This is a genomic window from Cytobacillus sp. C11.1 (assembly GCF_058145115.1).
This window is the reverse complement of record NZ_CM176935.1, coordinates 3,476,961-3,489,429: the sequence shown is the minus strand read 5'-3', so window position 1 is coordinate 3,489,429 and position 12,469 is coordinate 3,476,961. Positions and strand designations below refer to the sequence as shown.

At 39.7% G+C, this 12,469-nt stretch carries 13 protein-coding genes; 8 read left to right on the top strand and 5 right to left on the bottom strand.

Features of this window, described 5'->3' with window-relative positions; all coding sequences use genetic code 11:
• The first annotated feature begins 132 nt into the window (after window positions 1–132).
• Window positions 133–585: an OsmC family protein gene (locus AC3ZVC_RS17305; protein WP_490064452.1), complete on the top strand. Its 453-nt coding sequence runs from the start codon at window positions 133–135 to the stop codon at window positions 583–585.
• A gap of 59 nt (window positions 586–644) precedes the next feature.
• Here AC3ZVC_RS17305 and AC3ZVC_RS17300 read toward each other — a convergent pair whose 3' ends face one another.
• Complete coding sequence (locus AC3ZVC_RS17300; RefSeq protein ID WP_490068951.1) at window positions 645–1,394, bottom strand: Cof-type HAD-IIB family hydrolase; 750 nt, start codon at window positions 1,392–1,394, stop codon at window positions 645–647.
• Between the two features lie 137 nt (window positions 1,395–1,531).
• Here AC3ZVC_RS17300 and AC3ZVC_RS17295 point away from each other — a divergent pair, with 137 nt between their 5' ends.
• The 3 genes from AC3ZVC_RS17295 (at window position 1,532) to AC3ZVC_RS17285 (ending at window position 3,963) form a co-directional block, all read left to right on the top strand.
• Window positions 1,532–2,047: a CBO0543 family protein gene (locus tag AC3ZVC_RS17295; protein WP_490064451.1), complete on the top strand. Its 516-nt coding sequence runs from the start codon at window positions 1,532–1,534 to the stop codon at window positions 2,045–2,047.
• Between the two features lie 271 nt (window positions 2,048–2,318).
• Complete coding sequence (locus AC3ZVC_RS17290) at window positions 2,319–2,885, top strand: sigma-70 family RNA polymerase sigma factor (protein ID WP_490064450.1); 567 nt, start codon at window positions 2,319–2,321, stop codon at window positions 2,883–2,885.
• On the top strand, window positions 2,878–3,963 hold the full coding sequence (locus AC3ZVC_RS17285; RefSeq protein ID WP_490064449.1) for a hypothetical protein: 1,086 nt from the start codon (window positions 2,878–2,880) through the stop codon (window positions 3,961–3,963). The genes AC3ZVC_RS17290 and AC3ZVC_RS17285 overlap by 8 nt, the downstream gene beginning before the upstream one ends.
• Window positions 3,964–4,011: 48 nt before the next feature.
• Here the strand turns inward: AC3ZVC_RS17285 and AC3ZVC_RS17280 are convergent, their stop codons facing one another.
• The gene (locus AC3ZVC_RS17280) at window positions 4,012–4,302 is read right to left on the bottom strand and encodes a hypothetical protein (protein WP_490064448.1); all 291 of its coding nucleotides are present in this window, start codon (window positions 4,300–4,302) and stop codon (window positions 4,012–4,014) included.
• A gap of 152 nt (window positions 4,303–4,454) precedes the next feature.
• Here AC3ZVC_RS17280 and AC3ZVC_RS17275 point away from each other — a divergent pair, with 152 nt between their 5' ends.
• Window positions 4,455–5,522: an AbrB family transcriptional regulator gene (locus tag AC3ZVC_RS17275; RefSeq protein WP_490064447.1), complete on the top strand. Its 1,068-nt coding sequence runs from the start codon at window positions 4,455–4,457 to the stop codon at window positions 5,520–5,522.
• A gap of 55 nt (window positions 5,523–5,577) precedes the next feature.
• Here the strand turns inward: AC3ZVC_RS17275 and AC3ZVC_RS17270 are convergent, their stop codons facing one another.
• The gene (locus AC3ZVC_RS17270) at window positions 5,578–6,327 is read right to left on the bottom strand and encodes a C39 family peptidase (RefSeq protein WP_490064446.1); all 750 of its coding nucleotides are present in this window, start codon (window positions 6,325–6,327) and stop codon (window positions 5,578–5,580) included.
• 304 nt (window positions 6,328–6,631) lie between these two features.
• Here AC3ZVC_RS17270 and AC3ZVC_RS17265 point away from each other — a divergent pair, with 304 nt between their 5' ends.
• Window positions 6,632–7,567 carry a MerR family transcriptional regulator gene (locus AC3ZVC_RS17265; RefSeq protein WP_490064445.1) on the top strand — a complete coding sequence of 312 codons (936 nt, stop codon included), beginning with the start codon at window positions 6,632–6,634 and terminating at the stop codon, window positions 7,565–7,567.
• Between the two features lie 996 nt (window positions 7,568–8,563).
• Here the strand turns inward: AC3ZVC_RS17265 and AC3ZVC_RS17260 are convergent.
• Window positions 8,564–9,577 carry a DUF3231 family protein gene (locus AC3ZVC_RS17260; protein ID WP_490064444.1) on the bottom strand — a complete coding sequence of 338 codons (1,014 nt, stop codon included), beginning with the start codon at window positions 9,575–9,577 and terminating at the stop codon, window positions 8,564–8,566.
• Window positions 9,578–9,680: 103 nt separating this feature from the next.
• Window positions 9,681–10,505, bottom strand: coding sequence for an adenosylmethionine decarboxylase (gene speD, locus AC3ZVC_RS17255; protein WP_490064443.1), 825 nt, complete (start codon window positions 10,503–10,505; stop codon window positions 9,681–9,683).
• A 244-nt stretch (window positions 10,506–10,749) separates the two neighbouring features.
• Between speD and AC3ZVC_RS17250 the strand changes: the two genes are divergently transcribed.
• On the top strand, window positions 10,750–11,892 hold the full coding sequence (locus AC3ZVC_RS17250) for a CAP domain-containing protein (RefSeq protein ID WP_490064442.1): 1,143 nt from the start codon (window positions 10,750–10,752) through the stop codon (window positions 11,890–11,892).
• A gap of 141 nt (window positions 11,893–12,033) precedes the next feature.
• Window positions 12,034–12,462: a cell wall hydrolase gene (locus AC3ZVC_RS17245; protein ID WP_490064441.1), complete on the top strand. Its 429-nt coding sequence runs from the start codon at window positions 12,034–12,036 to the stop codon at window positions 12,460–12,462.
• Window positions 12,463–12,469 lie beyond the last annotated feature (7 nt).

Genomic DNA, 12,469 nt, shown 5'->3' with positions numbered 1-12,469 from the left:
TAGCTTGAAAATGGAAATCTGTAAAGTCTTGCAATTCTGTCGTTGTCTCTATATCGTTAATAGTAGTGAATAAGTGCAATTTAGACGTTGTCTTTATATCGATAATAGCAGTGTATCCTGGGAGGTTTTCTTATGGCAGAACATCAATTTTACTTGAAAGCACATTGGCCGGGCCTGCGCAATGATGTTGGAAAAATAGAATCCGGACAACTAAAGACGAAGGTATCAATACCGCCTGAGATGGATGGTCCGGGAATTGGCACAAACCCGGATGAAATGCTATTAGGAGCAGCTGCAACCTGTTATATTATTACGCTTGCAGCGATGATGGAACGGAGTAAACTTAAAAAAGAAGACTTGACCATGGAATCCATTGGGATTGTTGATGTCACCAATGGGATTATTACATACAAAAAAATTATCCACCGGCCTATAATCATCCTGAAGACTGACGCCACAGAGAGAGATTTCGCTCTCGCTCAGAAACTGGCCAAAAAAGCTGAAGCTTCCTGCATGATTTCAAGGGCCATTAAAGGAAATGTTGAGGTTGAATTGGAAGCAGAAATTATGCGTAAAACCGCTTAAATACCATTTAAGCGGTTTACGAAATATTTTTTCTCAAGGTGCCTGCCAGTTCGAAAAACTTATAAAGCCCATTTCCGAATCGCTTTCGCAACACCAGCTTCATCATTTGAAGCAGTCACAGCATTTGCTGTTTCTTTAACAATGTCCTGGGCGTTTCCCATTGCAACTCCCCATCCCGATTCCTCAATCATCGCAATATCGTTTAAGCTATCACCCATTGCCATCACATTTTCCATGGAAATGCCAAGAATTTCTGTAACCTGTTGGATTCCTTTTGCTTTATTAATGCCAAGTGCATTCACTTCAATATTGGTTAAGCTTGAATTGGTAATTTCCAGATCACCCTTTGATTGGAGCTCCTTATGAATGATTTCCCGTACTTCATCATCAGTGATATCAAATCCAAATTTCAGCCATTCATGGTCATGGATATTTTCAGGCATTTCATTGTTCCAGACCTGATCGCAGCTGGTAGCCCAAAAATGGGTTTTATGTGTTTTAGATAATGTCCACATCCATTCCATTATAGTAGAGTCAACTGGGGTTCTCGAAATTAAATTCCCTTCCGGACCAAAAATTTCACTTCCATTGACCGTAATTAAATAGGAGTTTAATTCAAGCGAGTCCGCATGGTCCCTGGCTGTAAGTCTGGAACGGCCGGTGCTTAGAATAACTTCGATCCCTTTTTCCTTTGCTTCGCGTATCGCCTCTCGGTTTTCCTCTGGAATTTCGTCATTCGTATTCAACAAAGTTCCATCCATATCAAGAGCGATTAATTTTATCTCCGGTGCATTCATTTTTTCTGGCATCATAATCTCCCTTTCCTAAACAATAAAGACATTATATAAAGAAATACTATTCCATTCAAAGGAAAGCCTCTGAAAGATGAATACTTTTAAATAAATTGGAAATAGCTGTATATATATTTCCCGAAAGGTGAGAAGCTATGTATTTACTACTTGTTGTGGTGGTATGGATTCTATTTGCTTACCGCTTTATAGATTGGTCACAATGGAAGAAACAATACCCTACCGTTTTGTATTTTATTGCAATTAATCTGACCTACAACATGCTTTATTATAACCATACACTTTGGGCATTCAGAGGAATTACTGCTGAGTGGATCAATCATTCCATCATTAATTTATTTTTTACATTTTTTATTACTCCCATGGCCCTGATCATATACCTGCAGCGTTATCCGCAAAATAAAAAGCATGCATTTATTTATTCAGCGGTTTGGATTACTTTCTTCACTATCATCCAGGCTTTATTTGCCCATAAAGGCATGTTTGTTTATGATAATGGCTGGAATAGCTGGCACAACATTTGGCTAAACATTATATTGTTTGCTGTCATTCGGATTCATTATCGAAAGCCTGCAGCTGCTATGCTTGTTTCTTTGCCGGCAGCGATTATTTTTTACTTATTATTTCCGGTTCCATTGGATAGCCTAAAATAAAATGAGGTGATTATATTGCTCGTCCAACATAATTTATCCACCTTTTTATTTTTGCTTCTGCTTTTCACAACCTATGTATTAATGTGGGTTTACCTTATAAGGAACAAAGTAAATAAATAATGAAGCGTAAACCTACTGGTTTGCGCTTTTTTATATACTTATAATATATTGTTAAAAAATTGAATCCAATAGTTTCCACCTGTCGTCTAACTGTCAGAAAAGAATGGTTGCCGGAACCAAAAATCAACACATATGCTGGGAGGCTGTCAAGTTGAGCCCTGAAGAACGAGTAGAGCGGTTTATCGCCTCAAATGTCGACCGTGCCCTCGTCCTTGAAATGATCATGGATGAGTATGGAACAGTATTGAAAAGATTGATCTATACCTATGTGAAGGACTGGAATATTGCAAGTGATCTCACACAGGAAACGTTTTTAACCGTATATGAAAAGCTGGAGAGTTTTCAGCAGAGGTCCTCTTTTAAAACTTGGATTTTTACGATTGCCATTAATAAAAGCAAAGATTATTTAAAAAGCTGGCATCATCGCAATATGGTTATGAATGAAAGGGTATTTTTTCTTAAAAAGGACATAGAAAAAGACCCGGAAACGAAATTTTTTGAGCGTGATAAGCATAACGAATTGCTGAAAGTGATTGAATCACTATCAGTTAAATATCGGGAAGTGTTCCTCCTCCATTATTATCAAGACCTTAGTCTGGCTGAAGTCAGCGAAACATTGGATATCCCTTTATCTACTGTGAAAACACGTTTGTACCGAGGGCAGGAAAGAGTTAAAAAGCTTTATTGCGCAATGGAAAGAGGTGAACAGCATGGCTGATCTGAATCAGGAAGTGAAACAAGCTATAAGTGCATCATGGCCGGAAGAGTCGGTATTTACCGAGGAAGAAAAACAGCGTATTAGAAATCGAATAGGTTCTCGTACAGTCAAAAGCATAAAGAAGAAAACAGACTATTTTCCAAAGGCCCTTACGGCAGCTGCTGTTGCTGGTTTTGTAATCTTAATTGGCGGAATCGCCGGAAATCAGACAGGATTCTTTAATCAGCAAAATGCTGATCAGATCGCGTCTGAGGACAAAGCTTTTTACCCGGGAATGGCGAATGGAGATATGCTGAACGGCTGGGAACTGCACCAAATAGAAACTGATTCAAATAGCAATTCTATTGCTGTTTTTACAGGGAAAGCTGAAGTGGCAGGTACTCTTAATTTTCAAAAAGATAATGTCATCCTTTTGCCAGATCAAGCTTCTTTGGAGAAATTGCCGCTTATGGATGGGAAAAATCCAAGAATTTCTTTTAATGAGAAAGACCAGCAGATGCTAAAAAAGGTTTTCGGCATTGGTTCTGCTGTTAAAGTTGAAGATGTTAAGCTCATTATTAATGAGTATAGAGCCCGCGAAGCTTTAGTTCATCAGGCAAATGTTTTGGAGGTAGTGATACCTAAAGAACCAGAAATGACGAGAACCCCTTTTCATCTATTTTGGAAAGATGGCAAGAATCTCGTTCTTCCAGAGCCATTGAATCACGTTTATAAAGAGTTTTCAATGAGGAAAGAGGATCTAATTTTAAGAGGCTTATCGCCGGCAGAAGTATTCCAGCTTTATTTATTTACAGAGGAAGTTGAGGACTATTATACACAGTATGCTCTATTCAATCATGATCCTGAGGTTGAAAAAACCTTCAAAACCTTGAGCGATTATTTGCAAGCAATCAATGAATCTCCATCTTTAGCGGAGGAACAGTCCCTATTATATAAAGCGAAAAGTGCATCATTGGAAGAGGTCATGATCGATGATTCATCTGCTTATATTTCGATTTCGAAAGAAGAAGGCCTTGGATTTGGACTAAGCAAAAATAAGGAAGGAATCTGGAAAGTTAACTGGATGCCAATTCAATAAAATCAATTTTCCAAGAGCTTGTCCCTAAATGGGTGCAAGCTTTTTCTATCAGCTGAACAGTCTCCCAAAGAATACAATAATCGCCAATACGGCTGAAAGAAATAATGTAATGCCAATCGAAAAAAGAACATGGAAGCCTGACTGCCAATTCTGCACTTTTTTTAGGACGTATACACTGAGGAGAAAGACGCTTACTGTAAGAACGAGGAGAACTGAAAAAGGACGCTGCCCGACTTTATCCAAGTAAATATCATAAAGTGGCGAAAATCCGAGCAGTAAAAATAATCCCAGGCAAATAAAAGAAAGGATAAATACAAAATGGCTTAATTTTTCCGGCATGGTTAGTCCCCCTTTCTTTTAAACTCCTTTAAAAGAATCACTCTTGATAATATGTATGAATAAATCTTTCAGTATAAAACTTGTAATTCAATCAATGTTTATATATGTTAAAAATATGTTTAGCTATTTCCGAAATAAAAGAAGGTTTTTTAGTGAAGAAAAATTTGATAGTTACTTTTATAACAGCGCTGATTGGAGCATTCATCTTTTCATTTCTGCATATTCCTGTAGCTTTTCTGCTTGGAGCAATGACTGCCGTCATGATCGGCAGCCGGATGAGCAGCATTCCCTTTTATTGGCCTGTAAAGCTGCGTGATACGGGCATTATGATTGTTGGTTATAGTATTGGCCTTGCTTTCACCAAGGAAGCTGTGCTGTTAATTCTGCAAAAGCTTCCTTTTATTTTGCTTGTTACGGTTTGCATGGTGTTTTTCAGTGCATTATCTGCCCTCTTGATCGCTAAATTATCAGGCATTGATTATCCAACTGTTTTGATCGGCAGCATTCCTGGAGGGCTTTCACAGATGATTTTGCTGGCTGAAGAGGTAAAGGGAATTAATATAACGGTTGTAACCTTTATGCAGGTTGCGAGACTTACAATGATTATTTTTATCGTGCCTTTCCTGATATTTGGGCCATGGTTTGATACATCGCCCGGTACAGTTATGCAGGCTGCTGATCCCTTGTGGTCAGAGTTATTTCCGAATATTTTCCTGTTTGCCTTTGTTTCTCTTATTGGCATATTATTAAGCAAGCGATTACGCCTGCCCACCCCTTATTTATTGGGTCCAATTATGGGAACAGCGGCTCTTGTAATCGCCGGCTTGAAAGGACCGGAATTGCCACATGCGTTTTTGGACCTTTCACAGCTGCTGATCGGTACTCATATTGGCCTGATGATGAAGCCGGAAAAACTTCCGCACAAATCGCGAACCATTTCGCTCGCAGCATTAAGCGCCCTCCTTCTGATAGGCGGTTCCCTTTTACTGAGCAGGCTGGTTATGTGGTTTTTCCACTTCTCCCCTGCCACCAGTTTTTTAAGCCTGGCACCAGGCGGTATGGATCAGATGGCGATTATGGCTCATGAAATCCATGCCGATTTAGCGATTGTTACAGGATACCAGCTTTTTCGATTATTCTTTATCTTTTTTGTCGTTCCACCCTTTTTAAAATGGATATTTTACAAGATTAGAAATAAGAAACAGGAAACTTCAAATTAAACAAAGGGACTGCCAGATAAAAGTCGGCAGTCCCTTTGTTTGGTACCTTAGCAATCTAGTTAATCACAACTGCCTGTGAACCCATCAGCTCCCAAGCCTTAACAAAAGCCTCTTTAGGTACCTTTTTGTTTTTTGTACCGTACGGATCGTTTACATATATATAATTTTCGTCATAGCCAGTGATTGCAACACTGTGCATTTGAAACGTGACATCTACCGGACCATCTGGAGTATTCCAGATTTCGAACGAAGCTGCTGGTGACATGCTCGCAGTTGTGATGATCCATACAGGAGATCCGTCTGCCACTTTTTGAAGAAGCACGTTAAATGGCTTTCCAGTCAGGTTTTCCGCACGGTCAGGGAAATATTTCTTGGCGAGTTCAAAAATTGGCCCTTGGTACACACCTAATCCTGGCCCATCCTCCATGTTTCCGACAAAACCTTCATTGGGACTTCCATACCCACCGTTGTTGTATCGAAGCGGCACCCGGTTAATTTCATTTGCTAAATCATTCTTGGTAACATCTATGCCTTCATATTTCATAATCATAGCCAGACTTGTCACTTCACACCCATTATATAAACGGGGACTATCCATTTGATTGAACAAAGGGACATCAAGAAGAACGGATTCTTCCATTCCCTTTTTTATTTGCGGCAGATGTTTTGCTTCGGCATGAGGAACTGCTGTATAGTGTATCTCATTTTCTCTTGATTCTTCGCCCTTCCCCAGCTGTACACTTCCTAAAGTCAGCGACAAACCAATCCCTGCTGCGACAGATACAGCAATTATCCTATTACCCAATGTACCTACTCCCTTTTAATCATGCAGTTTGATTAGTACTTTATTAGTTTACTAAACTCCAAGATACATTGTGCCACACCCTGGATAATATGACAAATTAGCTGACTCTTTCTCAAAATCCTCATTATTTTTGTCAGAAATCGGCTGTTTTGCTTTTTTCTGATGAATAACGTCTTCTTTTGAGAGCTTTTGTCATGTGGCAGGAAAATAGGGGCGTTCGTGCTGAATACGTTTACAAGCTAATTTTCGGAACCAACTTCCGAAGGATTCAGAATACTACTAATAGATGAAAGGGCTGAGTAAAATGGATACACAATACATGAAAGCATACACAATTAAAGAGGTCTCGAAATTATTGAACGTTCCGCCTGGTACTTTAAGACAATGGGAAAAGGATTTAAATGGCCTACTTTTGATACCAAGGTCGAAGCAAGGCGCCAGGTTTTATACAGAGCATGAAATAGCATTACTTGAAAAAGTAAAGCAAATGCGTGATAAAAATTTGAGCAAGGAAATGATTCGCGATTTAATGCAGAAGCATATGGACCTGACTTCGGAAGCTGGTTCCGAAACATCCGAAACCGCTTTGGCTCCAGTGCACCAGGAAACCGGAGTACATACTGATGAAAATTCAGCCATGGATGCTGAGCAGTTCATTGCTATGATGGAAAACTTTAAAGATAGCTTGATCACTGACGTTAGAAATGAAATTCGCAACGGAATTCGAAAGGAAGTTTTAGAGGAAGTGAAAAAAGAGATTTCAAAAGGATCCTTGCATACCGTTAAAAGCCTTTCAGACTCTATTTATAAATCGGGAGAAAAAACAAAGTCCGAAATTGAAAACCTTTCCGGCAAGATACAGCAGTCTTCGGAAGGCACTTCCGAAGCGTTCGGAACCCTTTCCAAGAGGGTTGCGAAGAGTTCGAAACGCACTTCCGATCAAATTCATCAATTAACAAACAAGCTGGCTGAATCCTCGGAGGCCTCTTCCGAAGAATTCAAAACCATGATTCATTACATCTCCTCTTCTGCCGAGGTAACCAGCACCGAAATCAGCTCGCTGATCGAAACCTTAAACACAGACAGGGAAATCTACATCGAGACCATCAACAAAGAACGCGAACAATACTGGCATGAAGTCAAACAAAGAGAAGATGTCTTCCAGGAAATGATCGTCTCCTTTCGAAACGCCGCCGCGGCCCAGGAACAGACGAAAAAATGGTGGGAATTTTGGAAGTAAGGAAGACAATATGGGGAAGTAGAAGGCTTAGAGCTCTGTTAAGGCGATATTGCGGCGATTGATCTTATTGTTGTCGTCGTAGAGTTCTTATGAAGAGGATATTGCGGAGTTTGCACCGTTAATGGTCGCCATGGAGCACTTATGAAGACGATATTGAGGAGACTGCACCGTTAATGGTCGCCATGGAGCTCTTATGAAGACAATATTGTGATGATTGCACTGAAAATGGTCGCCATAGAGCCTTTATGAAGACGATATTGCGGAGTTTGTACTGATTATGGTCGTCATGGAGCACTTATGTAGACGATATTGCGGAGTTTGCAATGATTATGGTTGCCAAGGAGCCCTTATGAAGACGATATTGCGGAGTTTGCACTGATTATGGTCGCCATGGAGCCCTTATGAAGACGATATTGCGGAGTTTGCACTGATTATGGTCGCCATAGAGCTCTTATGAAGGACGATATTGCGGAGTTTGCACTGAAAATGGTCGCCATAGAGCCTTTATGAAGACGATATTGCGGAGTTTGCACTGAAAATGGTCGCCATAGAGTACTTATGAAGACGATATTGAGGAGACTGCACCGTTTATAGTCGCCATAGAGCACTTATGAAGACGATCTTGAGGAGACTGCACCGTTTATGGTCGCCATGGAGCCCTTATGAAGACGATATTGAGGAGACTGCACCGTTTATGGTCGCCATAGAGCCCTTATGAAGACGATATTGAGGAGACTGCACCGTTAATGGTCGCCATGGAGCTCTTATGAAGACGATATTGAGAAGACTGCACCGTTTATGGTCGCCATGGAGCTTTTATGAAGACGATATTGAGATGATTGCATCGAAAATAGTAGCCGTGAAGCTCTTTTGAAGACAATATTGCGGAGAGGGCAGGAATTATGGTCACTATGAAATTGTATGCTTGCCCTTCTCCCTTCCCTCTTCCGTTGAGTCTAAAAAACCAGGAGATTTTGTCCTGGTTTTTTCCGGTTTTTAGTTTTGCTTGTTCGCTAGTTGGTCTCTATTTGGTGATTGTGGCGGCTGCTCCAGCCATTTGTTTTTGATCATGATATCTGCCCCGTCTTTGGCAAATTGGGCAATTTCGAGCGAAAGTCTTTCATAGTTCATTATGACGTCGCTTCTTTGGCTGGCGGAAGCTGCAGCAGCGTAATTCCCTGTTCCGAGTGTGCTGAGAAAAGCCATTAGCTGCATCATCAAGCGCTCTGAAAATGGAGATTCAGTACTGGAGCTAATTGCATAATCTGGTGCATTGGGGGCTTGAATATCATTATCAAGTAACGTTGCACTCAGAACCTTCACATGTTTTTTGGATATATCCTTTCCCCGTTCCATATAATTTATGATTTCCTTAGACTTTGCTACCTGGCCGAAACTTAACGATAACATGGTTCCAACCATATTGGTTTCAACATTAAAGGATAGATGGGCTATTTCAATGGCATTTAATGGCCGAGGCTTTTTTAATGGATTCAAACCGCTTAAATAGCTTTTACTATCAATCATATCTGTTTCTGCTGGCGGCTCCATAAAAGGCCTTCTTAAATACAGGCCTTTTTCAAGAGAAATATCAGTCGCCATCTCAAAAAGTTCTATTGTCTGATTAATACATGTTATAAAATAACCTCTAATATCTTTCCGAGCACCCATGGCGAGTGAACTCCCATACGCTACTAATCCTGATTTAGCCATTTGCAGAATAAACTCAAGCATAAAAGCATCCGTATACAATTTAGGTGCCTTCAAATTAGCATCCTTGCTGGTGAATCCAACCGGTACAGGAAAATCCTCTTTTTGAAAAAAGTCGGTGAGAAATTTGATATGCTCTTCAGATAAACGGTGGGCAAACTCAATTACAGGTCTTATTTCAGAGTCCTCTGCAGTTTCTAGAAAGTAGCTCAGCAGCTGCAAAGACATACTGTCGTTCTGATAGCCCGTCCAGAGAACACCCATCTCACCTGATGTCATATTCACATGGTTTTCCGGCATTAAAGTACCCCCTAAAAATAATTATTTGTTATGATTTCCAATTTAGGAATTGTTATGTAAGGATCATTACAATAAAAGCAGCCCCGTGCAAGGAGCTGCTTACTTAATCTGCCAGAGAACCTGGTTTAATGTTCTTCCCATAAAATATTTCGTCCATTTCTGTCGTAAGCCGTTCTGTAATTTCCTCGGCTTCCTCCGGGGCAAGTTTATCTTTCGTGTATCCAAACAAATAATTATCTAAGTCGAAGTCACGGATTTTACATTTCGTATGGAACGTATGTGCCTGATAAATATTCACATCGATCATGTCGAATTCTTCCTTGGCATCATCAGGAATATAGTTTTGAATAGAATTGATATCATGGTCAATATAGAGCTTTTTCCCATCCTTGTCCCTTGTAAATCCTCTCACTCGATAATCTATAGTCATGATATCTGTATCAAATGAATGGATCAGATAATTAAGGGCCTTCAGCGGGGAAATTTCTCCGCATGTTGACACATCAATATCTGCCCTGAAAGTACTGATTCCTTCATCTGGGTGGTACTCTGGATAAGTATGAACTGTGATATGGCTTTTATCAAGCTGCATGACGACATTGTCGGGCAGAGGCCCAGGTGATTCATCGTAGGATTCATCCGGCACTTCTACTACTGGCCCTTCTGATACGAGCACTGTTACACTTGCACCCTGGGGTACATAATCCTGCTGGGCTACATTTAAAACATGTGCTCCTATAATATCCGAAACATCTTTTAAAATTTTCGTCAATCTTTCCGCACTATATTCTTCATCGATATATTCAATGTATGCCTCACGCTCTTCCCTCGTTTTGGTGTAACAAATATCATACATATTAAAGCTTAAAGATTTGGTCAAATTATTAAAGCCATGAAGCTCAATTCTTTGTTCTGGTGTTAATTTCAACTTTCTTCCCCCTTTTTCTCTGCTCAGCTTCTCTTCATTTTTATATTATGTTACCCAAACTTTCCTTTTAAAAACGAAATTTGGCGAAATCGGGTTTTGAATTCGGTTATTAGAATTCGTTTTTAGGGTAGTAAAAAAAGGAAAGAACGCATCTTTTGCCTATCGTGATTTTTAAAACTTATAATGATTGGGTATACCTTTTGGTAGATAAGACATACGGTACGCCAGAAAGGAAGGTGAGAGATTGAGGAAATTCTTATTTATTTTCATCCTGTTATTTCTTGGTTTCGCTTTTTCGCAGCCTGAAGAAAAAATGGCAGATAATTCAAAAACGAATAATGTCATCAATAATATAAAAACAGAAATTCAGACTTTCAAGGATAATCCTGAAGTGTCTGCAGCGCTAAATGAATTTATTAATGAATTGAATTTATTGGCAAGTGAGCTGACTCAAAAAATGGAGAAAATTGCGGGTGGCGAAAACAAAGCTCCCCAAGCTGAAGCTGAAAAACCTGCTTTAAAAACACCCGATGAACAGATTTTCTCCATTCATAATATTGAAATCGGAGACAAAAAAACGGAAGTAGAAAGTCAGCTAGGTCCAACCAAACGTTCTTCTCTAAATGAATATGGAACTGAATGGCACGCTTACCATGAAAACTATCAAAATTTTGTCATGGTTGCTTATGATAAAGAAAATAAAGTTGCTGGCCTATACACTAATCAGGACCTTATATCCTCAACAAATGAAATTACTTATGGAACTCCTAAAGCTGCGGTTCTCGAACAACTTGGAGAGCCTATGGACAAAGTGCGGAAAGGTTTTGTACTTTATCAGCTTGAACAAGACAGGGACTATGATTTATTTAATATCGGCGGAAACTATATAACAGTTTTCTACGATAAACACAGGGACAACACTGTCACTTCAATACAAATTATCGATGAAAACCTAGAAATGCAGAAAAAGTCTTTTTATACAGAGCCTAGTAATGCACTAAAAGAAGGATTTGAATATCAGCTGTTTGATTTGACCAATGCTGACAGAGTTAATAATGGTGTTTCTTTTCTAACCTGGGATGACCATGTTAGAGAAACAGCACGTAAACATAGTCTTGATATGGCTGAGAATAATTATTTTGACCATACCAATTTGGAAGGTCAATCCCCTTTCGACCGTATGCAAGCAGATGAGGTTTCATTTATGGTAGCAGGAGAAAATCTTGCATCCGGCCAATTTAGCAGTGTCTTTGCCCATGAAGGTTTAATGAATTCTATGGGCCACCGAAAAAATATCCTGCGGCCTGATTATGAATACCTAGGTGTAGGTGTTGCTTTTAATTCACAATCACAGCCGTATTATACGGAAAACTTCTATGCTAATTAAAGTTAAAGCTCCTGCTATTTTGTTTGCAGGAGCTTTTTGTTTTTATTTTCATTCTCGTATTAGAACCGTCTCTGAACATTTCCCTTTTAGATGCATAACATATATCAGCCTATAACAAATTTTTGAGACGGCGGTGAGATAATGGCAGTAGTTAGTGCTCGGGAAGCAGACATTGATTTATTGGCGCGCTTGTTAAGGGCTGAAGCAGAAGGTGAAGGACAACAGGGTATGTTGATGGTCGGAAATGTAGGCATCAACCGAATTAGAGCCAATTGTTCAGATTTTAAAGGGCTGCGGACCATCCCTCAGATGATCTATCAGCCTCATGCTTTTGAAGCTGTGCAAAAAGGGTATTTTTACCAGAGGGCAAGAGAAGTTGAGAAGCGCTTGGCACGGAGGGCTGTAAAAGGAGAAAGGATTTGGCCTTCAAAGTTTGCTTTATGGTATTTTCGTCCTCCTGGTGAATGTCCGCCTACCTGGTATGATCAGCCGTTGGTTGGCAGGTTTAAACTACATTGTTTTTATGAGCCTACTGGAGCAGAATGTGAAAATATTTATAATACCTTTTAATAATCCC